35 protein-coding genes are annotated in these 21,122 nt (G+C 71.7%); 32 read left to right on the forward strand and 3 right to left on the reverse strand.

The genetic code is table 11. The annotated features are described in order from the left end of the window. Positions 1 to 97: 97 nt before the first annotated feature. From AB0Q96_RS38625 to AB0Q96_RS38635, 3 genes are read right to left on the reverse strand one after another with little or no spacing between them, the layout of a single operon-like run. The gene (locus AB0Q96_RS38625) at positions 98 to 1,705 is read right to left on the reverse strand and encodes a LacI family DNA-binding transcriptional regulator (RefSeq protein ID WP_365333976.1); all 1,608 of its coding nucleotides are present in this window, start codon (positions 1,703 to 1,705) and stop codon (positions 98 to 100) included. Positions 1,706 to 1,729: 24 nt separating this feature from the next. Further along, complete coding sequence (locus tag AB0Q96_RS38630; RefSeq protein WP_365333978.1) at positions 1,730 to 1,966, reverse strand: hypothetical protein; 237 nt, start codon at positions 1,964 to 1,966, stop codon at positions 1,730 to 1,732. Then, on the reverse strand, positions 1,963 to 2,409 hold the full coding sequence (locus AB0Q96_RS38635) for a hypothetical protein (RefSeq protein ID WP_365333980.1): 447 nt from the start codon (positions 2,407 to 2,409) through the stop codon (positions 1,963 to 1,965). Before AB0Q96_RS38635 ends, AB0Q96_RS38630 begins: the two co-directional genes overlap by 4 nt. A gap of 535 nt (positions 2,410 to 2,944) precedes the next feature. On the opposite strand from AB0Q96_RS38635, the gene AB0Q96_RS38640 reads away from it, so the two are divergent. The 32 genes from AB0Q96_RS38640 (at position 2,945) to AB0Q96_RS38795 (ending at position 21,077) form a co-directional block, all read left to right on the forward strand. Continuing rightward, positions 2,945 to 3,190: a helix-turn-helix domain-containing protein gene (locus tag AB0Q96_RS38640; protein WP_365333982.1), complete on the forward strand. Its 246-nt coding sequence runs from the start codon at positions 2,945 to 2,947 to the stop codon at positions 3,188 to 3,190. Then, a complete protein-coding gene (locus AB0Q96_RS38645) occupies positions 3,190 to 3,489 on the forward strand; it encodes a helix-turn-helix domain-containing protein (protein ID WP_365333984.1) in 300 nt (99 codons plus the stop codon). Before AB0Q96_RS38640 ends, AB0Q96_RS38645 begins: the two co-directional genes overlap by 1 nt. Before the next feature lie 70 nt (positions 3,490 to 3,559). Continuing rightward, entirely contained in the window at positions 3,560 to 3,787 is a 228-nt protein-coding gene (locus AB0Q96_RS38650) for a hypothetical protein (protein WP_365333986.1), read from the forward strand. A gap of 112 nt (positions 3,788 to 3,899) precedes the next feature. Next, on the forward strand, positions 3,900 to 4,379 hold the full coding sequence (locus AB0Q96_RS38655; RefSeq protein WP_365333988.1) for a hypothetical protein: 480 nt from the start codon (positions 3,900 to 3,902) through the stop codon (positions 4,377 to 4,379). After that, positions 4,376 to 4,543: a hypothetical protein gene (locus AB0Q96_RS38660; RefSeq protein ID WP_365333989.1), complete on the forward strand. Its 168-nt coding sequence runs from the start codon at positions 4,376 to 4,378 to the stop codon at positions 4,541 to 4,543. The genes AB0Q96_RS38655 and AB0Q96_RS38660 overlap by 4 nt, the downstream gene beginning before the upstream one ends. After that, a complete protein-coding gene (locus tag AB0Q96_RS38665; protein ID WP_365333991.1) occupies positions 4,540 to 5,004 on the forward strand; it encodes a hypothetical protein in 465 nt (154 codons plus the stop codon). The genes AB0Q96_RS38660 and AB0Q96_RS38665 overlap by 4 nt, the downstream gene beginning before the upstream one ends. Further along, positions 5,001 to 5,396 carry a hypothetical protein gene (locus AB0Q96_RS38670; RefSeq protein ID WP_365333993.1) on the forward strand — a complete coding sequence of 132 codons (396 nt, stop codon included), beginning with the start codon at positions 5,001 to 5,003 and terminating at the stop codon, positions 5,394 to 5,396. The genes AB0Q96_RS38665 and AB0Q96_RS38670 overlap by 4 nt, the downstream gene beginning before the upstream one ends. After that, positions 5,389 to 5,682: a hypothetical protein gene (locus AB0Q96_RS38675; RefSeq protein WP_365333995.1), complete on the forward strand. Its 294-nt coding sequence runs from the start codon at positions 5,389 to 5,391 to the stop codon at positions 5,680 to 5,682. Before AB0Q96_RS38670 ends, AB0Q96_RS38675 begins: the two co-directional genes overlap by 8 nt. Beyond that, positions 5,679 to 5,882, forward strand: a complete 204-nt coding sequence (locus tag AB0Q96_RS38680) for a hypothetical protein (protein ID WP_365333997.1) — start codon at positions 5,679 to 5,681, stop codon at positions 5,880 to 5,882. Before AB0Q96_RS38675 ends, AB0Q96_RS38680 begins: the two co-directional genes overlap by 4 nt. A gap of 3 nt (positions 5,883 to 5,885) precedes the next feature. Continuing rightward, complete coding sequence (locus tag AB0Q96_RS38685; protein ID WP_365333999.1) at positions 5,886 to 6,293, forward strand: hypothetical protein; 408 nt, start codon at positions 5,886 to 5,888, stop codon at positions 6,291 to 6,293. Positions 6,294 to 6,366: 73 nt separating this feature from the next. Beyond that, positions 6,367 to 7,305 carry a helix-turn-helix domain-containing protein gene (locus tag AB0Q96_RS38690; protein WP_365334001.1) on the forward strand — a complete coding sequence of 313 codons (939 nt, stop codon included), beginning with the start codon at positions 6,367 to 6,369 and terminating at the stop codon, positions 7,303 to 7,305. A 13-nt stretch (positions 7,306 to 7,318) separates the two neighbouring features. Then, the gene (locus AB0Q96_RS38695) at positions 7,319 to 7,633 is read left to right on the forward strand and encodes a hypothetical protein (protein ID WP_365334003.1); all 315 of its coding nucleotides are present in this window, start codon (positions 7,319 to 7,321) and stop codon (positions 7,631 to 7,633) included. Further along, a complete protein-coding gene (locus AB0Q96_RS38700) occupies positions 7,630 to 7,884 on the forward strand; it encodes a WhiB family transcriptional regulator (protein WP_365334005.1) in 255 nt (84 codons plus the stop codon). The genes AB0Q96_RS38695 and AB0Q96_RS38700 overlap by 4 nt, the downstream gene beginning before the upstream one ends. Before the next feature lie 99 nt (positions 7,885 to 7,983). Continuing rightward, a complete protein-coding gene (locus AB0Q96_RS38705; RefSeq protein WP_365334007.1) occupies positions 7,984 to 9,309 on the forward strand; it encodes a hypothetical protein in 1,326 nt (441 codons plus the stop codon). Continuing rightward, entirely contained in the window at positions 9,306 to 10,139 is an 834-nt protein-coding gene (locus tag AB0Q96_RS38710) for a hypothetical protein (RefSeq protein WP_365334009.1), read from the forward strand. Before AB0Q96_RS38705 ends, AB0Q96_RS38710 begins: the two co-directional genes overlap by 4 nt. Next, positions 10,136 to 10,555, forward strand: coding sequence for a hypothetical protein (locus AB0Q96_RS38715; protein ID WP_365334011.1), 420 nt, complete (start codon positions 10,136 to 10,138; stop codon positions 10,553 to 10,555). The genes AB0Q96_RS38710 and AB0Q96_RS38715 overlap by 4 nt, the downstream gene beginning before the upstream one ends. A 112-nt stretch (positions 10,556 to 10,667) precedes the next feature. Continuing rightward, entirely contained in the window at positions 10,668 to 10,931 is a 264-nt protein-coding gene (locus AB0Q96_RS38720) for a MerR family transcriptional regulator (protein WP_365334013.1), read from the forward strand. A 70-nt stretch (positions 10,932 to 11,001) separates the two neighbouring features. After that, positions 11,002 to 11,229 (forward strand): hypothetical protein, encoded by a 228-nt coding sequence (locus AB0Q96_RS38725; protein ID WP_365334015.1) that lies wholly within the window; start codon positions 11,002 to 11,004, stop codon positions 11,227 to 11,229. Between the two features lie 9 nt (positions 11,230 to 11,238). After that, complete coding sequence (locus AB0Q96_RS38730; protein WP_365334017.1) at positions 11,239 to 11,394, forward strand: hypothetical protein; 156 nt, start codon at positions 11,239 to 11,241, stop codon at positions 11,392 to 11,394. A 50-nt stretch (positions 11,395 to 11,444) separates the two neighbouring features. Further along, complete coding sequence (locus AB0Q96_RS38735; protein WP_365334019.1) at positions 11,445 to 11,762, forward strand: holin; 318 nt, start codon at positions 11,445 to 11,447, stop codon at positions 11,760 to 11,762. Between the two features lie 137 nt (positions 11,763 to 11,899). Next, on the forward strand, positions 11,900 to 12,382 hold the full coding sequence (locus AB0Q96_RS38740; RefSeq protein ID WP_365334021.1) for a phage terminase small subunit P27 family: 483 nt from the start codon (positions 11,900 to 11,902) through the stop codon (positions 12,380 to 12,382). An 18-nt stretch (positions 12,383 to 12,400) separates the two neighbouring features. After that, positions 12,401 to 14,209, forward strand: coding sequence for a terminase TerL endonuclease subunit (locus AB0Q96_RS38745; protein ID WP_365334023.1), 1,809 nt, complete (start codon positions 12,401 to 12,403; stop codon positions 14,207 to 14,209). A gap of 21 nt (positions 14,210 to 14,230) precedes the next feature. Then, on the forward strand, positions 14,231 to 14,410 hold the full coding sequence (locus AB0Q96_RS38750) for a hypothetical protein (protein ID WP_365334025.1): 180 nt from the start codon (positions 14,231 to 14,233) through the stop codon (positions 14,408 to 14,410). Next, on the forward strand, positions 14,410 to 16,428 hold the full coding sequence (locus AB0Q96_RS38755) for a phage portal protein (protein ID WP_365334027.1): 2,019 nt from the start codon (positions 14,410 to 14,412) through the stop codon (positions 16,426 to 16,428). The genes AB0Q96_RS38750 and AB0Q96_RS38755 overlap by 1 nt, the downstream gene beginning before the upstream one ends. A gap of 177 nt (positions 16,429 to 16,605) precedes the next feature. Beyond that, the gene (locus AB0Q96_RS38760; protein ID WP_365334029.1) at positions 16,606 to 17,319 is read left to right on the forward strand and encodes a hypothetical protein; all 714 of its coding nucleotides are present in this window, start codon (positions 16,606 to 16,608) and stop codon (positions 17,317 to 17,319) included. Positions 17,320 to 17,380: 61 nt separating this feature from the next. After that, positions 17,381 to 18,583 carry a phage major capsid protein gene (locus tag AB0Q96_RS38765; protein ID WP_365334031.1) on the forward strand — a complete coding sequence of 401 codons (1,203 nt, stop codon included), beginning with the start codon at positions 17,381 to 17,383 and terminating at the stop codon, positions 18,581 to 18,583. A gap of 40 nt (positions 18,584 to 18,623) precedes the next feature. Further along, positions 18,624 to 19,025: a hypothetical protein gene (locus AB0Q96_RS38770; RefSeq protein WP_365334033.1), complete on the forward strand. Its 402-nt coding sequence runs from the start codon at positions 18,624 to 18,626 to the stop codon at positions 19,023 to 19,025. A gap of 19 nt (positions 19,026 to 19,044) precedes the next feature. Continuing rightward, complete coding sequence (locus tag AB0Q96_RS38775) at positions 19,045 to 19,377, forward strand: hypothetical protein (RefSeq protein ID WP_365334035.1); 333 nt, start codon at positions 19,045 to 19,047, stop codon at positions 19,375 to 19,377. Next, positions 19,377 to 19,961 (forward strand): hypothetical protein, encoded by a 585-nt coding sequence (locus tag AB0Q96_RS38780; protein WP_365334037.1) that lies wholly within the window; start codon positions 19,377 to 19,379, stop codon positions 19,959 to 19,961. Before AB0Q96_RS38775 ends, AB0Q96_RS38780 begins: the two co-directional genes overlap by 1 nt. Further along, a complete protein-coding gene (locus AB0Q96_RS38785; protein ID WP_365334039.1) occupies positions 19,958 to 20,284 on the forward strand; it encodes a phage head closure protein in 327 nt (108 codons plus the stop codon). Before AB0Q96_RS38780 ends, AB0Q96_RS38785 begins: the two co-directional genes overlap by 4 nt. Then, on the forward strand, positions 20,284 to 20,658 hold the full coding sequence (locus AB0Q96_RS38790) for an HK97-gp10 family putative phage morphogenesis protein (RefSeq protein WP_365334041.1): 375 nt from the start codon (positions 20,284 to 20,286) through the stop codon (positions 20,656 to 20,658). Before AB0Q96_RS38785 ends, AB0Q96_RS38790 begins: the two co-directional genes overlap by 1 nt. Then, positions 20,655 to 21,077, forward strand: coding sequence for a DUF3168 domain-containing protein (locus AB0Q96_RS38795; protein WP_365334043.1), 423 nt, complete (start codon positions 20,655 to 20,657; stop codon positions 21,075 to 21,077). The genes AB0Q96_RS38790 and AB0Q96_RS38795 overlap by 4 nt, the downstream gene beginning before the upstream one ends. Positions 21,078 to 21,122 lie beyond the last annotated feature (45 nt).

The raw sequence follows: 21,122 nt of genomic DNA on the forward strand, positions 1-21,122 counted from the left end.
GCTCGACCTCGCCCTTGATGAACTTCTCGACGTTGGCGAAGGCCTCGTCGTCGAAGTACTGCACCGGCGGGGACTTCATGAAGTACGAGGACGCGACCTATCCAGTGATCAGGAGTTCAAGCAGGTCAGAGGCCATCTGCCTACGCTCAGACTCCGGGAGGCCGGCCAGGAGGGGAGAAATCTGGGAGATGATCTTCGGCTGAGGGTTGGCCAGGTGCTCCGTCAGGAGCCCGTCGAGGACCCGCACGGGAGACCACGGGCACATCGCTGCGCGCGCAGCCAAAGCCTGGTGCCAGACATCCGTCAGGCCCTGCCGGAGTCGTACCCGCATCCCGTCGGTCACGTGGGAGTAGATGGCCGGCGTAGACCCGTCGATGTGGCCCATCCGCTCGTCAACGAGCACCTTGGGCGTGCCTAGTTCCTCAAGGATGGACTTACCGGTGTGCCTCAATCCGTGAGGGGTGAGCCCCTTCGCGATGGGAGCCCAGCACGCATCCGCTTGCGCGGCCGAATGCCTCCCTCGTACCACCTGCCCCGGCCACGGCTCCGCTCGGACGCACACGGGCCGAGCAGGGCCCTGGGCGCCCCGGGACGGATACCAGCCGCTCGCTGCCGGGGTGAAGATGGAGTGGCGGAACTCATCGCGGCCCCAGTGCGGAACGTGCTCTGCGGGGCGGGCGCGACGCAGCGCCGCTACAGCCTCGTGAACGCGTTCTCTCGACTCAGCAGCCACGCCCCCCTTACCGAGTGCCCTGCTGACCGTCGAGACGCCTACACCGGCCTCTGAGGCTATGTCCGCCCGCGTGATGCGGGCCTCCGGAAGGAGGTAGCTAGACGTGAAAACAAAACGACGCCCGTGGCACTGGCACGGCATGGGACGTGTGCGTTTGATGTGCGCCCGGACCAGACGCGTGAGCCAGTCCGTGGAGTCGATGGTTCGGTACGAGTCGTCTTTCGGCGGGCCCCATGTGAGTGTGCCGTCGTCGAGCTCGTAAAGCTGCGCCTCGACGCGGAACGTCTCGTCGCGGACGTACGTTTCCTCCAGGCCGACCAGCTCACCCCACCGCATCTGGGTGAAGACCTTGAGCACGACCATGACGAACTCGTCGTCCCGGCCGGAGAGAATGGCGGCCCGCTCGGCCACGAGGAGTGCACCCAGGGCGCCCGTGATCACCTTCTCGGCCGTGCGGGCCGCCGAACGACCAGCACGCCGGCCGCGTCCTCGTCGAGGGCGCGCGGGGTTCGATCCCTCCAACAGGCCTTCCTCGATCGCATCGTCGAGGATGAGCGCAAGGACGCGCCGGTATGTGGCCACCGAGGACGCGGCGTAGAGCTGCGATTCGGCTTGCACCCACGCGTCGACTACGGGGCGGGTGAGGTCTGTGAGACGCAGATCCGCGAACGCGGGCAGCAGGTGAGCCTCGATGTGGCTCTTGTAGTTCTCCATGGTGGACAGCGCGAGGGACTGGCGGGCGTACCAGCGGGCCACGTACTCCCCGAACGTGGGCGACAGCACCACCTCGGCGCCCGCCGGTTTCCCGCCTTCTCTCACCTTGGCTTCTGCATCGTTCGCGGCGCGGCGCGCTTCGCGCTCCGTGCGGTACTTGATCACCCGGCCAGAGTCGTCCTTGACGCTCGGGTACGACCCGTCAGCCGCCTTGTACCGCGCGCGGTAGTAGGTACCGCGCTTCTCGGGAAAGCCCATGTCCCCCCGCCTCCGTAGACCCAGCTACCGCGGTGTCGCGGCCTGCTGTACGACCTGGGCCAGGCCCAAGGTGTGGATCTCTCCGTGGTGCAGCTGGACGAGGCCGCCCTCTGCCAGCTGAGCCTCCATGGCCGAGTTCATGGCCGCCAGCATCTCCGGCAAGGTGAGCGACGGATCGACGTAAACAGTGATCCGGCCCGGCCGCTCCACGATGGTCACGGGGAAAAGAGCCGGCATCGGCGCTTCTCGGAACTGGATCATCGGTCCCCCTCGATTTCTGCTTGCTCGGCGGCCTCGATCATCGCCCGCCACCGCTTCACGTCCTTCGGTTCCATGCCCGCGAGGTGCGCCACGATGATGCGTACGTCGTCGTCATAGCCAGACAGGTCCCGTGTCTCGTAGTTGAGCCACTGAACGGCCGCTGCGCGCTTGACGACGTCGACCGGCCGGCCGATTGCTGCCGCGATGGCTTCAAGCCGGTCGCCGTCCGGTGAACTGGCCACGTTGTTCGTGGCGAGCTTCTGCATGTAAGGCTTCGAGACCGTGTGACCGGCTGCCGCCGCTCGATCGGCCATGTCCTTGTAGGACAGGCCTGCGTCGTTGGCCTCGCGCACCATGCGGCTCAGCTGGTCCCGATCCATCTCTCGCGCCAGCCGCTCCGGGATGGCGTCATGCGATCCGCTTTGCGTGCGTTCCGCTGACATCGCTATGCCTCTCTGGCGCTAGGAGACCCATGTGTCTCACCAACACTGCTTCGCTCTTCTCGAAATGCCCTGTTCAGGCGGCTCGATCGTCCCAAGGTGCAGACGAATCGTCTACAGCTCACGGTAGCGGGTGCACCCGATTTTGCCGAAGATTCACATCCGGCCGTTCTGATCTGTAGACGATTCGTTCTCATGCGTGCTTAACTGTTCCCGTTCGTAGCCGCAATGGTCCGATTGGGAGACGATGAGTACCGTCTATCGACTCCGCGACCATGACGTATTCAGATTCGTCATGAAGCACCCCGGGCGGGGGGCGCCGTACAGCGTGCGGGCCCTCGCCGAAGAGGCCGGCGTCCCTCGCACCACGGTGGGGCATCTTGCCTCCGGAGAACGCGCGACCTGCGGAATGCGGGCCGCGCACACCATCGCGAAAGCGCTCGGTGTGGGCGTCCTGGTCCTTTTTGCACCTCCGGTGTCTCCGAAATAGAACGATCCGTCCATAAAGTGCGACGAATGAGAGAGGGAGTGACTGAGAGTGACCCGTTCGCCCCGTCCTAGCCCGCCTGACGGCCTGGTCTACATCGAAGACACCGCGGCCGGCCCCGGCATTGCAAGTCGGCTGGGAATCGCCCCCGCCACCGTGCGTCGGTGGCGCTCCCTCGGCAGAGGGCCCGCGACCTTCCGCATCGGGAAGAAGGTGGTGGCCAGGATCTCCGTGATCGAGGCCTACCTTGCCGAGCGCGAGCGCGAGGGCCTCCAGGCCCGCCCGAGGGCCGCGTAGTGAGCCGCCTTCCGCGCCTGTACACGCCGGAGGAGATCGCGGACTCGATCCGGGTCTCTCCGTGGTGGCTGAAGGACCAGGCCCGTAAGCGGGCCATCCCCGCAATCAAGATCGCTGGGGCGTGGCGCTTCACCGAGCAGCACTACGCGCAGATCTTGCGCCAACACGAGTCCGCGGCCATCCCCGCCGGAGTGTCTGCGTCGCCCCGCTCGACGGCCACGGAGCTCTACGCAGGAGACTCCGCGCCCGTCGCCGTTCTGACAGCCCGCACGCCCCGCCGCCGCAGGGCCTCGGACTGACGAAAAGGGGCCGCGCAGATCCAGCCAGGTCCATGCGCAGCCCCTCAGCACCTCGCAAAAGGAGGCACCCATGTTCGGAAACAGTACCGCTTCCCCGCCCACCGGCCTCGTCCAGGCCGCAGATGGGTCCCGCTGGCGCAAGGCCGGTGCGGCCCCCGAGGGCGAACAGCTCTACGTCCTCGACGGGGTCGACCCCGAGACCTGCGCGATGTGGGTCCGCGTGAGCCACCACGAGCTCGTCGAGCTCGTCGGCACTCTCACGCCCGTGGTCGACCTCCGGAAGGCGGCCGCCAAGTGACCCCCACCGAATCGTTCGTCGCCGGTGTCTGCGCCCTCATCTGGGTACTGGGCGCGCTCGCCGTCCGCTACGCGGCCACCCGCGACGGCCGCCGGTCGAAGGGGGAGCGCTGATGATCGGCCGTCTGTCCCCCAGGCGTCTCGCGGAGATCCGCGAGGGCCAGTACGCCTACCGCTCCGTCGAGCAGCTCGACCGTGACGTCCGCGACCTCCTGGCGGAGCGGGACGCGCTCGTCGCCGAGGCGACGCAGGGGAAGGGCACCGCTCCCGGCGGCGAGCCCACCCCGGCGCCTGCCTCCGGCCGTGCGCCCCGGGCCGAACTTCGGTTCGCCGTGTGGGGCGAGGTGCCCCTGATCGGTGCCTCGCTGCGCGACCTGGCCCCCGACTGGTACGGGCACACCTACCGCCAGATCGGCGGTTGGTTGCCCGACATGGTCGGCGTCGAGTTGCCGCACGGCACGGAGCGCCTGGAGCACGCCCACTACCCCGGTCACGTCATGCCCTGCGAGATCAACGTGCAGGTCGACACGCGTCCGACGCCGGACGGTGGCCGGTACATGACCGTCGAGTGGCGCCGTGAGGTCCCGCGATGACCGACCGCGCCCGCTCCCTGCCCCAGCTCGCCGTGGTCTGCCCGACGTGCGGCGCCGCGCCCGGCGAGCTGTGCACCAGCCACGGCGGCACCCGCCCGCGCCGTTCCGACACGCACGTCTCGCGCCGCGCCGCGTGGGCCAACTCCCGGAAGGACACCCGATGAACCCCCAGGACCACCACGCCCTTGCTGAGCAGCTGCTCACCCGGGCCGCCGGCTGGATGGACGCCGACACCGGGTGGAAGGCCGACCTGACCGGGCCCGAGCGGCTGGCGTACCGGGGCGCCGACCTGGCGGAGGCCCAGGTGCACGCGACCCTGTCGACGCTGCTTCCGGTGCTCGCCCCGGTCGACCTGACCGTCTGCCGGGCGTCCCGGGACTCCGTCCCGCTCGGCCTGTACACCACTCGGGAGGCCGCCCGGGCCCACTGCGAGGCGCACGCCCGCAGGCACTTCACGGGCGGCTACCTGGGCTGGGTCCCGGATGGTGGCGGCGACGAGGCTCCCGAGGGCCTGGTCGTCTTCGGCCCGGGCAGCGACGACGACGGCCCGTACAAGACGGTCACCGGCTACGTGGTCACGCCGCTGACCGTCTCGGCCTCGTACGACGCCGCGGCAGACGAGTGAGCGCCGCCCAGGCTGTCGCCGACGACGGCATCGACCACGGCAGCACCCGCGGCTACTACCAGCACCGCAGCCGCAAGGTGGTCCCGATCTGCCAGCCGTGCCGGGACGCGTACAACAAGGACCACCGCGCCAAGCGGGCCGCGGCCAAGGCCTGGAACGGCGGCATGATCGGGGGGCCGCCCGCGCCGCCCCGCCCGGTCCCGACCGGCCGGGACTGCGCGAAGAGCGGGTGCGGCGAGCTCGCCACCGCGCCGCAGCCGGGCGCCCGCATGGTCGTCGTCTCGTGGCCGACGCCGTCCCGGGAGCCCGCTCGCTGGTACTGCGCCGGCGCGTGCGCCGCGTATGGCCGTGCCCTGGCCGAGGTTCGGGCGATCGGAGACCGTCGTGCGTGACGTGCTCCCGATCGCCGTCCTCGTCCTCCTGGTGCTCGGCGCGGGTGTGGTCGTCACCGCCGCTGCGTGCCTGACGATCGCGGGCGCCCGCCAGGTTCGCCGCCGGGCCCGCCGCCAGTCCGCCGAGGCACCCGCACGGCCGGCCCATGTGCCGTTGCAGCGCCGCGTGGTGTGGCTGGCTTGCCACACCCTCTCGTGCGGGCACCTGCGGACGCCGCACTACCCCGCCGGGCCCGGCTACGTGATGTGCGACCAGTGCGGCGCACACCGCCGCGACCCTTCGTGAAACGCCGGCGGCCCTGCGAGCACGTCGGGCCGCACGGCCTGGGCCGCGCCCGCCTGTACGTCACCGGCTGGTGCTGCGACCGCCACACCCCCGCCGCACTCGCCGGGCGCCCCGAGGCCCCGCCCGGGCCCGGCTGGCCGCACGGCGCCTACCTCTACGCCACCGCGCCCCCCGAACCACCGCCCACCGCACCGGAGTAGCACATGAGCACCATTCCGACCCCCGCCGACATCTACCGCCGCAAGGCCCACCCCCTCATCGCCCCCGCCCCGCACACCCCCGCCACCGACGGGCCGTTCCGCGCCCTGTACGAGCGGGGCATCACCGGCAGCCGCCTGATCCCGACCACGCAGCTCGTCGCGCTCACCCTGGCCTCCCACGCCAACTGGGAGACCGGCAGCATCCCGGCCGAGGACCAGCCGCACCTGGCGGGCCTCGTCGAGGAGACCGCCCTCGGCGCCGGCCAGGTCGTCGTGTCGCTGCGGATCCTCGAAGACCGCGGCTGGATCCGCCGGCCCACCCGCCGCGAGCGCTGGGACACCGCCCCCATCGAACTGGTGATCCCCGGCCCGATCATGCGCCGCCTCACGCGCAAGCGCCGCCGCACCTGATCAGCAGCCCGGCCGGGGCCCGCGTGGCCCCGGCCGTACGCCGCCAGCACCGCCTCTGTAAGGAAGGGACCCCGTGACCAGCGACCAGGTGCAGTCGGTCCGCAACGCGTGGATCAACCGGCTCAGGGACGAGGCCCTGCGCATGGGCCGCCCCGAGGTGTCCAAGGCCGCCCACGTCGGGATCCTGATTGCGTCCTACGCCAACGCCGACGGCAGCAACGCGTTCCCCGCCGCCTCCACACTGGCGACCATCGCCGGGTGCAGCGAGGAGACCATCACCCGCTGTGTGCGCCTGCTGAGCGCCGTGGGCCTGCTCAGCCGCCGCCGGCGCCCGAACACGTCCAGCGTCTACCAGCTGGTCATCCCGACGCAGCGGCCCGACTGGGCCGCGCACATGGATGCCTGGGGGGAGTCCCGCCAGGCCAAGGCGCGCCGGAAGGCCAAGGCCGCAGAGATCGAGGCACGCGCCGCCGCCCGGACCCTGTCCCCGGACGCGGTCCGGACCCCGTCCCCGGCTGTGGTTCCGGACCCCGTCCCCGGCGGGGTTCCGAACCCCTCCGGAACCCGTCCGCGGACGGGTCCGGAACCCGACCCGGGACGGGTTCCGGACCCCGTCCCCGGCGGGGGGGACATGTTCCTCTCTACCTGCGGTAGAGACCCGGATCTCGACCACAACCGGCTGGCCTTGTCACCTCAGCCACCCACCGCGGGCGCACGCGAGAACGACGCAGCAGCTGCGCCGCCACCGCCCCGGCTCGTGCCACCGCAGCCCGGCGGCCCCCGGCTGGACCGTTCCCGGGCCAAGAACGGCAGCAACGAGGGCCAGAGGGCGCTCCTGTTGCCGGTCCGCACCCCACCGCCTGAGGCCGAGGCCCACGCCGAGCCGACCGATGACGAGATCCGCCAGGCCATCCGCGACCTCGGCGCCGACGCCGCCTGGATGCGCTACGGCCGGACCCGCGTTGCCCCGCTCCTGGCCAACCCTGACCCCGACATCCGCACCGGCACCTGAGAGGACCCCTGCCGTGACCAGTAGCCACGACGTGAGCAGCTGCGACAGCTGCGGCGAGCGCATCCGCTGGACCGTGACCGCCACCGGCAAGCGCCAGGCCGTCAACGCCGACCCCGACCTCAACGGCAACCTCGGCGTGTACGCGGACGGCACCGGCCGGCTGCGGTCGCGCGGCCTGTCCACCGAGCGCCCCGCCCTGGAGCACCTGGAGTGGCGCGCCATGCCCCACGCCGCCACCTGCACCCGGCCCCGGGCGCGCCGACGGACCGTCCTGCGGCACAACAGCGGTGTGCGGCCCGCCCCGTGGATGCACCGGGGCCCGCGATGAGCACACCGGGCGCAGCGTCGGACAACAGCAGCTGGCGCGACGACGCCCTGTGCCGGCAGGTGGACCCCGAGCTCTTCTTTCCGGAGCCGGGCGGGTCCACCGCCAAGGCGAGGGCGATCTGCATCAAGTGCGAGGTCCGCGAGCCGTGCCTGCAGCTCGCCCTCGACCGTGGCGAGCCGGGCGTTTGGGGCGGCACCTCCAAGAACCAGCGCCAGGCCATCCGTCGCACCCGCACCCCGGCACGCCGCTGAGATGGCCACCGCCCTGCCGGTGCTCGGCTTCGTGGCCCTGGTCGTCATCACCGCCGGCCTCCCCCTTGCCCACTGGTCCCAACGCCCCTGGAGGAAAACGTGAACGAGTCCTTGCGCGACCAGTTCGCCGCCACCATCCGCCGCATGCTGACCACCGTCCGCCCGCCCGAGCGCCCCGGCCAGATCGGCGTGTTCGGCACCCCGACCGAGTACGACCTGGCCGACGCCCTGATCGCCACCCGCCCGCCCGAGCGGCCTGCACCGCCCCAGTACAGCGTCGACACGATCACCTCCGGCCAGCTCGACGCACTTCAGGACCAGCTCGCCGAGGCGCTGCTGTGCTTCCGCATGGCCAGCGCCATGCAGGCACAGGCCGAGCAGCAGCTCAAGGCCCGTGACGCCCTCGCAGCGCAGCTGCAGGCCGAACCTGACCCCGCTCTCGCCGAGGTCCTGGCCGGCTTCCCCCGCGGCTTCCGCCTGCACGCCCGCCACCGCGTGGTGCTCCCGGGAGTCGTGTTCCCGTCCGGGTACTGCCTCGTCGTCGAGGACCCCGAGCACGGTCCGCTCACCGCCGCGGCATCCCTCGACGACCTGATCCGCGGCTACCCCGACTCCCGCGTCGAGTGGCCGCCCGTACCCAAGCCCCGCCCCGGCAACGTCTCCGCCCGCCAGGCCGCCGGGCAGCCGGCCGCCGGGTGCGTCTGCGACACCCGGCCCGAGGAGTGCACCGCCATCGGGGCGAAGCCGAACGGCGACCCGACCATTGCTGACGACCCCACCCCGCTGCGCTGGGGCCTCAACGACGTCCTCCACGGCGACGACCACACCGTCACCATCTGCATGTCCGGGCCGGACAGTGAGCCGTACTGGCTGGAGCTCGACACGGGGAAGGCCGCCGCCCTCCGCGACGACCTCGCCGGACCGGACGCCCCCGCTGTCGGGCAGCCGGACGCAATCCAGCCCGACCTGCCCCACGCTCCGTACATCACCGCCGTCGTCGACGCCCTCACCGCCGCCGGTCTTGAGCCCGACATTTGGTGGATCTCCGACGCCGAAACCGACCCCTACGCCACCGGCCCGGACGCCGGCTGCGCCACCATGCTGAACGCCGTCATCAGCTGGGACGACACCCGGCTCGACGAGGACGACGAGGACAGCGCCGAGGGCCTGTTCCTGTTCTGGGACCACCCCGCCGAGCAGTGGCAGTGGGCACGCCCCCGCTCCGAAGGCGGCAACACCGAGCCCGAATTCCTGCCGAAACTCGGCCGCTACTCCGACCCCGACGCCGTCGCCGCAACCGCTCGCGCGCTGCTCACCAAGCAGCCCGTGCCCGAGGGCCACGCCCCCTACTGGCACCCGGCCGACGCCGTCAAGGCCGCCGTCGAGGCGTGGGAGCGGGAAGAGCGCCAGGAGGACCAGAGGTGAACCAGACCACGACAATCACCGAACGCCGGGGCGCCGCCCTCGCGGCGCTCAGCGGCCGGCCGCGCCCGGGCCGCTTCCGCAAGCTCCGGCACCTCGGGCCTACGCCCACCGGCCCGGCCGGCACCGAGCGCCCTTGCCTGATCTGCCACCACGCCACCGCTGCGCCCCGTACGGCGTGCGGGCGGTGCGAGGGAGGCATCCGGGCCATGCTGCGGGAGATCGACGCCCAGCGGCCCCTCCTGGCCGACCTGCTCACCCCCGGCTCCGCCCCCGCCGGGCCCCGCACCGCAGCGACAGGACGCGCGCACTCGCCGATGCCCGTACGCGGCGACGTCCTCACCCTGCTCGGCGCCGGCGCGACGACCACCGTGCCCGACCCCCACGGCGACCAGAGCGGCCCCGCCCCCCTCGACGCCCTCCTCGAAGGATGGGCCGCAGCCGTCGCCGCCGAGCTCCCCGAGCTCGACGCCACCCCCCTGCGGCGCAGCGGCACGACCTGGTCCCAGTGGCTCACCGCGTACCTGCCCCAGATCGCCACCGCCCACTGGGCCGACACCCTGCACAGCGAGCTCACCGCCGCCGTACGGCGCATCCGGTCCATGACCGCCACCGAGCCCCGCCGCCGCCCCCAGGACGCCCCCTGCCCCTCCTGCACCGCGTTCGCCCTGTTCGCCACCGACTGGGCGCCCTACATCGACTGCGAGGCCTGCGGCCTGCTGCTCACCCCCAGTGAGTACGAGACCCACGCCCGCACCACCCTGCCCAACCTCGCCCGTCTCGCCATCCTGATCACCGCCGCCCACCACACGACAGCGAGCCCCGCCGCATGAGCGCCCGCCGCTTCCACTGGACCCCCGAACTCAGCGACACCGCCCGCCGCATGCGCGACAACGGCGCGCCCCTGCGCGACATCGGGCGCGCCGTCGGCACCGGAAAGGACGTCGTGGCGCGCCACCTCGCCGCCCTGTCGCAAGCAGCTGACCAGCCGGAAGAGACACCGACCGAGACGCTCCGGGCCCGTGTCGCAGCCCGCAACGCCGTCGCCTACGACGCCCTGGACCAGCTGCGCGACGCCGTCTCGCTCGTCGAACAGCAGCGCCTCGCACACCTCGTCTGCGGCGAGACACGAGCCCGCCAGATCGAGACAGACATCCGCGCCCACGCCGACACCCTGCTCCGCATCGCCAACGCCTTCACCGAGTACTACCCAGCCCCCGCGCCACGCCCCGCGACCCATCCCGCTTGACGATGATCGCTACATAGCGCAACATCGATGCCAGCAGCACACCTGTGCCCACACACCACCGACGGCCCCCGCCACACCAGCGGGGGCCGTCGTCGTTCCCGGGAGGTGAACCGTGGCCACCCTCTACACCACCACCGAGGCCGCCGCCGAGGCCACACGCTGGCGCCGCCTCATGTCCGCCGGCGCCGCCGAGGTCAGCCCGATCACGATTCGCTCCTGGGTCAGCCGCGGCCACCTCACCCCCGCCGGCCTCGACGACCGCCGCCGCCCCCTCTACGCACACGTCGACGTCGCCCGCGCCGAGGCCGCGACCCGCGCCCGCGCGCTGCGCCTCGTCGGCATCCCTCAGACTCCGCCGTTCGGCGATGGGGCGTAGAGCCTCCTCCGGGCGACGCCCCGGTGAGCGCGTAGCGCCGGACGGCGGACCCCACCATCAGGAGGCCAAGGTGCCCGAGGCCCACATCGTTCACCTCCCCGTCATCCCCGACGCCGTCCCCCTGGAAGCGCTGAGAACCGTCTGCGACGCCCTCGGCCTCCCCGTCGACGACGTCCGCGCCCTGGACATCAGACCGTCCAACGTCATGGTCGTGCTGCACGCCCGGGACCAGGCTGGCCACAAGCTCGCGGCAGGCGACGACGCCGTAGTCGTCACCGTGTCCATCCCCGTGCGCTGAGAGGTGCCCATGGCCACCGACCTCAACGTCACCGTCGAGTGCCCCGCGTGCGGGCGCCCGATCCCACTGCACACCCAAGCCGTTGAGGACCCTGGACAGCTGTTCCTCACCTTCGACACCGCGCCCGTACGCGAGCACGTCGCTGCGCACCACTCCAAGGACTGACCATGCCGACGAGACCGCCTCGACGCTGTACAACGCCCGGGTGCGGCGCCATGGCCGCCCCGCCCGCCTCGAAGTGTGGCGCGCACGACAAGCGCCGGCCCCGCCGCTCGGCGTCGAGCAAGGGCTACAACGCTGAGCACGTCCAGCGGTTCCGCGCGGGCGTCCTTGAGCGGGACCCGGTGTGCGTGGTCTGCCGGCGGGCGCCGAGCACGCAGGCCGACCACTACCCGCTGTCCAAGCGGGAACTGCAGGCCCGCGGCCTGGACGAGCACGATCCCCGCAGAGGCCGCGGCCTGTGCCCGCCGTGCCACTCCAAGGAGACCGCCCGCCACCAGCCCGGAGGCTGGAACGCCGGCCCGCGCTACTGACCGTGAGGGGTAGGGGGCCCTGAATCCCTGGCCCGGGGACCCGCGGAACGCGGGGGGGAGCCCAGAGACGCCTTGACAGGTTTCGGGATCCGCCGTACCGGGCCGCCCGCCGTAACTGAACGTCACTGGAGGTGGCCATGGGGAGGAGAGGACCGGCGCCGAAGCCCACCGTTCTGCGGGTGCTGCACGGCGACCGCGCCGACCGGATCAACACGGAGGAGCCGCGGCCCGCCGAGGGCGACATCGTCCCGCCGGCCTGGCTCCGCGCCGACGGCGTCGAGGTCTGGGACACGCTCGCCGACCAGCTGATCGTCACCGGCGTCCTGACCCCGTGGGACGTCGAGGCGTTCGCCAACTGGTGTGACGCAGTGGCCCGTCGGCGCGAGGCCGCCGAGCACGTCGCCGCCGAGGGCGCGGTCGTCGAGCACCCGGTTTTCAACAAGAACGGCGACATCAGCGGGCACCGCATGGGCAAGAACGCGTGGCTCATGGCGCTGGACACCGCCGACGCCCAGGTGCAGCGCTACGGCGCCCGGTTCGGCCTGACCCCGAGCGACCGCGCGCAGCTGCACATCGGCGGACAAGAGCAGCCCGGCGGGGCGGAGCGCCTGCTGTCCTGACCGAGGCGAGGGGGTGCCATGACCGCCGGGACCACCACCCGCCCGGCCCGTAGCAAGGCAGCCACCCGGCCGCGCGGCCGGGCCCGGGCGATGAGGTTCAACCACCACAAGAGGTGGCGGCCGGCCTCCCGCAAGGGCGACGTCTGCGGGTACACCCTCGACGGCACGACGTGCGAGCGGCGCGGCGCGCACTACTGCGAGCCGCGGGCCGACCGAGTCGTGAAGTTCTTCGCCGAGCTCCTCGTTCACCCCGCTGGCGCCCTGGCGAACACGCGGTTCGTGCTGGCGTCGTGGCAGGAACACGAGATCATCCGGCCGCTGTTCGGCGAGGTCCACTGGTCCGAGCAGTGGGGCCGGTACGTCCGCCGCTACTCGCGCGCCACGATCGTCATGGCCCGCAAGAACGGCAAGTCCGCGATCCTGTCCGGCATCGCCCTGTACATGCTGTGCGGGGACGGCGAGGAGTCCGCCGAGGTCTACGGCGCGGCTGCCACGATCCGGCAGGCCGGCAAGGTCTTCGAACCGTGCCGGAAAATGATGCTCAAGAGCCCGCTACTCGCGGCGCGGCTCGACCACGTCAAGGCGGCGCGGCGCATCGTCGACGAGCGGACCGGCTCGCACTACGAGGTCATTCCGGCCGACGCCGACAACGAGCTGGGCCACAGCCCGCACTGTTTCATCCTCGACGAGGTCCTGTCGCAGCCGGACGACTCGCTGTGGCAGGCGATGCGCACGGGCACCGGCGCCCGCACGCAGCCGCTCATGCTGGCGATCACCACCGAGACCAGCCAGCAGTACAGCTTCGGCGCGGAGTTCATCGACGAGGCCGACCGCGTCCTCGAAGACCCGGCGCGCGCGCCGCACCACTTCGTGTTCGTGCGCAAGACCCCGCGCACGCCCGACGAGCTGGAGCGGCTGCACCGCCTGTTCCCCGGCCGCCCCGACCTTCCGGTCTCCCTGGACTGGACCGACGAGGCGAACTGGGCATGGGCGAACCCCGCGCTCGGGACGTTCCTGTCCGTCCAGTCCCTGCGTGAGGAGGCCAAGGAGGCTCTCGGGGACCGCAAGGCCCTGAACGCCTTCCTGCAGTTCCGCCTCAACCAGCGTGTCTCGGAGGTGTCGCGCTGGATCGCAATGGACCTGTGGGACATGAACGCCCGCGAGCTCGCCCCGAACCCCGGCTGGATCGCCGGCCGCCTGGAAGGCCAGCGGTGCTGGGGCGGCCTCGACCTCTCCTCCAAGCTCGACCTCACCGCCTGGTGCCTGTACTTCCCGGGCGGCGAGCTGGTATGGCGGTTCTGGGCGCCGCAGTCTGTCGCCCCGGTCCTCGACAAGTACACCGACGGCAAGTTCAGCGAGTGGGCCGAGGACGGCTGGGTCACGCTCACCGACGGCGACACGATCGACTACGACACGATCTACGACGACATCGAGACCGACCACAACCTCTACACGATCATCGACGCCACGTACGACAAGTGGTGCGGCGAGCCCGTCCGCCAGGAGCTCGCCAAGCGGACCCGGATGAAGATGGTCGAGAGCGACACGACGTTCACCCGGATGACTCCGCCCATGAGCGAGTTCATGCGCGGCCTCAAGGCCCGCGAGTACGCCCACTTCGGGAACCCGGTCGCCCGCTGGATGGCCGACAACCTGGAGTGCAAGAGCCCCCGGGACGACCCCGACCGCGTCCGCCCGGTCAAGCCCTCGCGCGACAAGACCGGCAAACGCATCGACGGCATGCCCGCCGCCTTCTTCGCCATCGACGGCGGCCTGCGCGGCCTGCCCACCCCGTCCGTCTACGAATCGCAGGGCATGTCCCTGTAACCCCCCGTGAAGGAGTGGCAGGTGGACCGCTGGGACGTCCTCGGGCTGCTCGGTATCGCCTTCCTCGGCGTAGGGCTCGCGCTCCTCGCCCCGTGGCTCGGCGTCGCCGTCGCAGGACTCGCCCTACTCATCGTCGCCATCACCGGCGCCCTCATCACCGAGCGCGCCGACGCGGCCCCCGACACCGAAGGAGGTGGCTGATGGGCTTCCTCCGCTCCGCCGTACGGGCCGCCTCCGGCCCCCTGTCCGGCCTGGCCACCCCCGAGACGTGGGTCGAGGACTGGTTCTCGGGCGGAACCGCCAACAGCGCCGGTATCCGCGTGGACTACGACACCGCCCTGCAGTACAGCCCGTTCTTCGCCGGGGTCCGGGTCATCAGCGAGGACCTGGCCGGCCTACCCCTGTTCCTGTACGAGCGGCTCAAGCCACGCGGCAAGCAGCGCGCGACGGACCACCCGCTGTACACGCTGCTGCACGACCAGCCCAACCCGATGATGTCGAGCGTCCAGCTCCGCGAGACGCTGCAGGGCCACGCGCTGATGTGGGGCGACGGCGTCGCCCAGGTCGTCACGGACAAGCGGACCGGCGTGATCGAGGAGATCTGGCCGCTGAGGCCGGACCGCCTGAAGATCTGCGTGAGGCGTACGGGCGCGGGCGCGTTCCAGCGGGTCTACCAGTACCGCGACGACGTCAACGGGATCTACGCCACCCTCCTGCCCGACGAGGTCCTGCACATCGGCGGCCTCGGGTTCGACGGCGTGCGCGGCTACCCGGTCGTCGAGCTCGCCGCCAACGCGATCGGCCTCGGGCTGGCCACCGAACACCACGGCGCCAAGGTGTTCTCCAACGGGTCGGCCCCGGGCGGCGCACTGACGCACCCCAGCAACCTCAGCCCGGAGGCGCGCCGGCGCATGGCCGACGACTGGGAGAACATCCACAAGGGCATCGACCGCGCGCACCGCGTCGCGATCCTGGAGGAGGGCGTCACCTGGCAGCAGGTCGGCATGCCCAACGACAGCGCCCAGTTCCTGGAGACCCGCAAGCTGCAGGTCGGTGAGATGGCGCGCTGGCTGCGCCTGCCCCCGCACAAGGTCGGGGACCTGGACCGGGCGACGTTCTCCAACATCGAACAGCAGCAGATCGACTACGTCACCAGCGCGCTGAACATCTGGCTCGTCCGCTGGGAACAGGCCATCCTCACGCAGCTGCTGCTCCCCTCCGAGCGGCAGCAGTACTACGCCGAGCACCTCGTTGACTCGCTGCTGCGCGGCGACACCGCCGCCCGGTACGCGGCCTACGCGATCGGCCGCCAGTGGGGCTGGCTGTCGGCGAACGACGTGCGGGACAAGGAGAACGAGAACCCGGTGGCGGGCGGGGACGACTACCTCGTCCCGCTCAACATGGTGCCCGCCGGCCGCAGCCTCGCCGGGGCGGACGCCGTGGCCGAGCGGCGGGCCCGGCTGATTGCCGGACGCCACACGGTCCGCGAGACGATCGCCGAGCAGTGGGGCAAGAAGGTCGAGGCGTCCGATCAGGACGTTGCGGACCTCGAAGCTAAGAAGGTCGGCGCCCTGGTCGACGAGCACCTGGTCCCCGGGCGCGGCCGGACCCGCTCGCTCGCCCTGTTCCTCGCCGCCCTGCAGGCCCTGTACGCCGACGACGGCCCGATCATGGAGCGCCTGGCCGGTCTGTGGATCCCGCTCATGACCGGCTTCGCCGACGACGTCGCGGTGCAGGCCGCGCAGGACGTGTCCTATGACGAGCCCGTCGACCTGTCGGTGTGGGCCCGGGCCTACGCCCTGTCGCACGCCTCGTACCAGGTGTCGTCGTCGTACGGCCAGCTGCGGACGCTCGCCGAGACGACCGCCGGCACATCCGAGGACATCGCCGAGACGATCGTCGAGCGGCTGGCGAAGTGGCAGGCGGACCGGCCCGCGCAGACCGCACGGTGGGAGTCGGCGCAGCTGCCGAACGCCGCAGCCCGCGAGACCTGGAAGGCCGCGGGCGTGAAGAAGATCCAGTGGGTGGCGCGCGGCTCGGCCAACTGCCCGTACTGCCAGCGCCTCGACGGCGCCGTCCGCGCCATCGAGACCCCGTTCGTGGCCAAGGGCGACGACGTCGAGGGCGACGACGGCCAGGCCCTGACCGCCAAGCGCGACACCTTCCACCCCCCGGTCCATCCGGGCTGCAACTGCGAGGTGATCCCCGTTGTCGACTGACCCGCCCCCCGGGACCGCCGCCATGGAGCCGGGCAGCTGCTCGGCCTGCCGCAGGCCCGCCGAGCGAGGCCCGTCCGGCGCGTGGTGGCACCTGGGCACACCATGCGGGCGGATCCCCGCCCGCTTCCAGACCGGGCCGCCGCGTGACCGGCAGGCCGAGGGACCGAGGAGGGACCGATGACGCGAGAGCGGCGCTACGTGCGCGGCTACGTCGAGCGCGCGGACGGCGACGCGGCGGGCAAGCCGCTGTCGATCATCGCCGCGACCGAGGGCCGCAAGGGCGACGGCCTGAACCTGACCATGTCCGGCGCCCGCCTCGACCGGTTCGAGGCCAACCCCGTCGTGGGCTACGGCCATTCGTACTGGGGCCGCGACGGCTTGCCCATCGGCCGCAGCGACAAGACGTGGATCGACGGCGACAAGCTGCGCATGAACCTGACCTTCGACCAGGACGACGAGTTCGCCGTCAAGGTCGAGCGGAAGTACCGCGGCGGCTACCTGAACGCGTTCTCCATCGGGTTCGACGTCTGGAACATCGGCCAGGACGGCACCCCCGAGGGCTGGGAGCTCTTCGAAGTCTCCGCCGTCCCACTGCCCATGGACCCGGGCGCCATCGTCGAGTCCGGGCGCAGCGCCCTCGACCTCGCCCGCGGCCTCGACCTGCGCAGTGCGCCGGACGAGACCGTCCAGGCCCTCCTGTCCCGGCTCGCCGAGCTCGACGCCGCCGGCGCCCGGGCGGGCGCGGTGCTGTCCAAGAAGAACAAGGGGCTCGTCGAGGCCGCGCGCGACGCGCTGCAGGAACTCCTCGACGCCGCCGCCCCGCCCGGCGACGAGGAAGCCCGCCAGGCCCCCGCGGCCGACCTCTCCCGCCTTCTCCGGCTCGCCCAGTAGCGGGCCCCTCCCGCACCGCGCGCCCGCGCGGGGCACCCCGTACCTCCCGAAGGGAACCACCGTGAACGTTCGAGAACTGCGCGCCAAGCGGACCAAGCTCGGCGCCGACGCCGCGGCCATCATGGCCGAGGCAAACAAGGCCGGCCGCTCGATGACCGGCGAGGAGGAAGCCACGTTCGACCAGCTCATGGACGAGCGGGACAAGCTCGACAGCACCATCGAGCGGGCCGACCGGCTGCGCGAGGGCGAGCGCCAGGCCGCCGTCGAGGACGCCGAGGACGCAGGCCGCACCGGCGCCCGCGACGAGGCCGCCATGGGCGCCCTGCGCACCTACGTGATCGGCGGTCGCGGCGCCCTGAACGAGCAGCAGCAGCGCGCGCTCAACGCGGGCAACGACCCCGAGGGCGGCTACCTCGTCGCCCCGATGCAGTGGGTGAACGGCCTCATCAAGGCCGTCGACGACGCCGTGCCGCTGCGCGGCCTGGCCACGATCCAGCAGCTCACCGCGTCCGACTCGCTCGGCGTGCCCACGCTCGACACCGACCTGAACGACGCCGAGTGGACCACCGAGATCGGCACCGGCTCAACCGACGACAGCCTGCGGTTCGGCATGAGGGAGCTGTCGCCCAACCCGATCGCCAAGCGGGTCAAGATCTCCCGCAAGCTGCTGCGCCTGACGTCGGGGGCCGCCGAGGACATCGTCCGCGACCGCCTCGCCTACAAGTTCGCCGTCACGCAGGAAAAGGCGTTCATGACCGGCGACGGCAACAAGAAGCCCCTCGGGCTGTTCACCGCCTCCGCGCACGGCATCCCGACCTCCCGCGACGTCGCCAGCGGCTCGGCCACCGGCTTCACCGGCGACGGCCTCATCGACGCCAAGTACGCGCTCAAGGCCGCGTACTGGGCCAAGGCCCGCTGGCTGTTCCACCGCGACGCCATCAAGAACATCCGCAAGCTGAAGACCACGACCGACGATCAGTACGTCTGGCAGCCCGGCCTCACCGCCGACCGCCCGGACGTCATCCTCGACGTCCCCTACGTCATCAGCGAGTTCGCCCCGAACACGTTCACCAACGGCCTGTACTCCGGGATGATCGGCGACTTCTCCTACTACTGGATCGCCGAGGCCGTGAACCTGGAGATCCAGCGGCTGGTCGAGCTGTACGCCGAGTCGAACCAGGTCGGGTTCATCGGCCGCCAGGAGGCCGACGCCATGCCGGTCCTGGCCGAGGCGTTCGTCCGCATCAAGTGCGCGACCTCCTGACCCCCGCCTCCGCCCCCAGCCACAGAGAGGAGCCCCGGCCATGAGCCGAGACCTGAAGAACAACATCACCGCGGTGCAGTCGCTGGCCCCCGCGGCCCGCACCGCCACGGCCGACGGCGCCGCGGTCGACCTGGCGAACTACGGCCGCGCGATGGTCGTCATCGACGCCGGCACCGCCACGGGCACCACGCCGTCGCTCACCTTCGAGGTCCAGGAGTCGGACACCACGACCCCCGGCGACTTCACCGCCGTCGCCGACGCCGACCTCGACGGCACCGAGCCCGTCATCACCACCGCCAACGACGAGGCCGTCTACGAGATCGGCTACCGCGGCCGCAAGCGGTACCTGCGGGTGAGCCTCAAGACGGTCACCGGCACCACGCCGTCGCTGCCGTGCACCGGCCTGGTCCTGCTCGGCTCGCCGCGCAAGGCCCCGCAGTAGAAACCGGAGGACCACCGCCATGAAGCGCGTCACCATGCACACCCTGTACGCCGGGCCCTCCGGGTCCGTCGGCGTCGGCCAGACCGGCCAGTTCGACGACGAGGAGGCCGAACAGCTGGTCGCCGGCGGGTACGGCGTCTACGCCGATGCCCCCCGCGCCCGGGCCGCCCGCCGCGCGGCGCCGGACGGCGGCGACAAGCCGGTCGAGCGCATGAACGTCGAGGAACTCAAGGCCTACGCCGCCGAGCACGACATCGACCTCGGCGACGCCACGAAGAAAGCTGAGCTGCTCGCCACGGTCATCGCCGAGCTGGAGCGGCGCCGCGACGAGGACGACGGGACCGAGGACTGATGCCCTACGCCACCCCGGACGAGCTGCGCCGCCTGCTGCGCGAGGAGTCCTGGACGCCGGAGGAGACCGCGACGGCCGAGCTCCTGATCGAGCTCGGCCAGGGCGTCATCGAGGACGAGATCGGCCAGCCGCTGGAACAGTCCACGGACGTCGTGATCCTCGACGGGCCGACGGCGGACGACTCCCGCTACCAGGCCGGCACCGGCTCGCGGAAACTGATCCTGCCCCGCTGGCCCGTCACCTCCGTCACCTCGGTCACCCTGACCGACGACGGCGAGGAACTCGTCTTCGGCAAGGACGCCGACTACACATGGTCGGCGGCCGGGATCCTGCACCGGCGCGGCGCCGAATGGCCCTGCCACGACCGGGCCATCGAGGTCATCTACACCCCCGGCTACCTCCCCGTCCCCGCCGGGCCCAAGCGGATCTGCCTGCGCCTGGCGGCGGCCGGCTGGTCCAACCCCGAGAGCCTGTCGTCAGAGACACTCGGCGACCACGCCCGCGCGTGGAGCGCCGAGGCCCTCGGCATGGCCCTGACGCCCGCCGACATCCGCACCCTGGGCGCCTACCGGGCCCGGACATGATCGGCCGCCACCTCAACCGCACCTTGGAGGTGTGGCGGCCGGCCACGACCGACGACGGCTACGGCGGACAGGAATCCACCTACGTCCACCAAGGCGACGTGCGCGGGAAAGTCGACCAGCCGTCCGCGTCGGAACGGATGCTCGCGCAGCAGGCCGGGGCCGAGCACACCCACGACGTCTACCTCCTGCCCAACGCGGACGTGCAGCGCGGTGACGAGCTACGCGGCGGCGGGCAGCGGCTCCGCGTCAAGCAGGTCGTCGAGCCGTCGGCGACCCGCTACCGCAAGGCCGAGTGCCAGCTGATCCAGACGGAGCCCGACTGATGACCCGCTCCGGGATGACCGTAGAGATCGTCGGAGCCGACCGGCTGAAAGCCCAGCTGGATGACCTCGGCGAGGACATCGTCGGCGCGCTGCGCAAGGCCGTGAAGGAGTCGGCCGAGGCCGTGAAGGCCGACACGCAGCGCGACGTCGCCAGGGACAGCGGCAACCTGCACGACGAGGTCGACATCAAGTTCAAGGACGACGACCTGACCGCCATGGTCGGCTGGCACAACGACAGCGAGTACTACGCGCGGTTCCTGGAGTACGGCACCCGGCGGGCCGAGGCCCGCCCCGCGCTGCGGCCCGCGCTGGAGGCCGAGCGCGCCCGCTACCGGGCCCGGCTGACTGAAGAAGTCAGGAGGGTCCTGCGGTGACCGCGGCCGCCGACCCGCTGCTGCCGATCCAAGGCGCCCTCGTCCAGGCCCTACGCGCCGACACCGAGCTGAGCATGCTCATCAGCGGCGTGTACGACTACCTGCCCGAGGAGGCCGGCTACCCGTTCGTCGTGGTCGGCGAGGCCCTCGGCATTCCGGACAACGCCCACGACCGGTACGGGCAGGAGACCTCAGCCACGCTCCACGTGTGGTCGCAGTACCGCGGCTACAGCCAGGGCCTGAAGATCGGCGCCCGCATCACCGCCGTCCTCGACCACCAGCCGCTCACCATCCCCGGGCACGACCACGTCGTCACCCGGTGGGAGAGCACGCAGACGCTCACCGACCCCGAGCCGCCCGGCAACATCCGGCACGTCGTGCTGCGCTACCGCATCGTCACCGAGCAGCCGCCCGCCTGACCCGCTCCCCACAACGCCCCGGCCCGCGCCCGCGGTCCGGGCCTC

The sequence above is a fragment of the Streptomyces sp. NPDC093111 genome (assembly GCF_040683955.1).
GTDB lineage: Bacteria > Actinomycetota > Actinomycetes > Streptomycetales > Streptomycetaceae > Streptomyces.

Coding starts and splice junctions, on each gene's coding strand:
- AB0Q96_RS38685 (WP_365333999.1), top strand. CDS start 5,886: ATGAGCACCATTCCGACCCCCGCCGACATCTACCGCCGCAAGGCCCAC.
- AB0Q96_RS38665 (WP_365333991.1), top strand. CDS start 4,540: ATGAACCCCCAGGACCACCACGCCCTTGCTGAGCAGCTGCTCACCCGG.
- AB0Q96_RS38775 (WP_365334035.1), top strand. CDS start 19,045: ATGAAGCGCGTCACCATGCACACCCTGTACGCCGGGCCCTCCGGGTCC.
- AB0Q96_RS38635 (WP_365333980.1), bottom strand. CDS start 2,409: ATGTCAGCGGAACGCACGCAAAGCGGATCGCATGACGCCATCCCGGAG.
- AB0Q96_RS38745 (WP_365334023.1), top strand. CDS start 12,401: ATGACCGCCGGGACCACCACCCGCCCGGCCCGTAGCAAGGCAGCCACC.
- AB0Q96_RS38785 (WP_365334039.1), top strand. CDS start 19,958: ATGATCGGCCGCCACCTCAACCGCACCTTGGAGGTGTGGCGGCCGGCC.
- AB0Q96_RS38655 (WP_365333988.1), top strand. CDS start 3,900: ATGATCGGCCGTCTGTCCCCCAGGCGTCTCGCGGAGATCCGCGAGGGC.
- AB0Q96_RS38780 (WP_365334037.1), top strand. CDS start 19,377: ATGCCCTACGCCACCCCGGACGAGCTGCGCCGCCTGCTGCGCGAGGAG.
- AB0Q96_RS38630 (WP_365333978.1), bottom strand. CDS start 1,966: ATGATCCAGTTCCGAGAAGCGCCGATGCCGGCTCTTTTCCCCGTGACC.
- AB0Q96_RS38625 (WP_365333976.1), bottom strand. CDS start 1,705: ATGGGCTTTCCCGAGAAGCGCGGTACCTACTACCGCGCGCGGTACAAG.
- AB0Q96_RS38700 (WP_365334005.1), top strand. CDS start 7,630: ATGAGCACACCGGGCGCAGCGTCGGACAACAGCAGCTGGCGCGACGAC.
- AB0Q96_RS38770 (WP_365334033.1), top strand. CDS start 18,624: ATGAGCCGAGACCTGAAGAACAACATCACCGCGGTGCAGTCGCTGGCC.
- AB0Q96_RS38660 (WP_365333989.1), top strand. CDS start 4,376: ATGACCGACCGCGCCCGCTCCCTGCCCCAGCTCGCCGTGGTCTGCCCG.
- AB0Q96_RS38760 (WP_365334029.1), top strand. CDS start 16,606: ATGACGCGAGAGCGGCGCTACGTGCGCGGCTACGTCGAGCGCGCGGAC.
- AB0Q96_RS38715 (WP_365334011.1), top strand. CDS start 10,136: ATGAGCGCCCGCCGCTTCCACTGGACCCCCGAACTCAGCGACACCGCC.
- AB0Q96_RS38735 (WP_365334019.1), top strand. CDS start 11,445: ATGGCCGCCCCGCCCGCCTCGAAGTGTGGCGCGCACGACAAGCGCCGG.
- AB0Q96_RS38730 (WP_365334017.1), top strand. CDS start 11,239: ATGGCCACCGACCTCAACGTCACCGTCGAGTGCCCCGCGTGCGGGCGC.
- AB0Q96_RS38650 (WP_365333986.1), top strand. CDS start 3,560: ATGTTCGGAAACAGTACCGCTTCCCCGCCCACCGGCCTCGTCCAGGCC.
- AB0Q96_RS38790 (WP_365334041.1), top strand. CDS start 20,284: ATGACCCGCTCCGGGATGACCGTAGAGATCGTCGGAGCCGACCGGCTG.
- AB0Q96_RS38740 (WP_365334021.1), top strand. CDS start 11,900: ATGGGGAGGAGAGGACCGGCGCCGAAGCCCACCGTTCTGCGGGTGCTG.
- AB0Q96_RS38755 (WP_365334027.1), top strand. CDS start 14,410: ATGGGCTTCCTCCGCTCCGCCGTACGGGCCGCCTCCGGCCCCCTGTCC.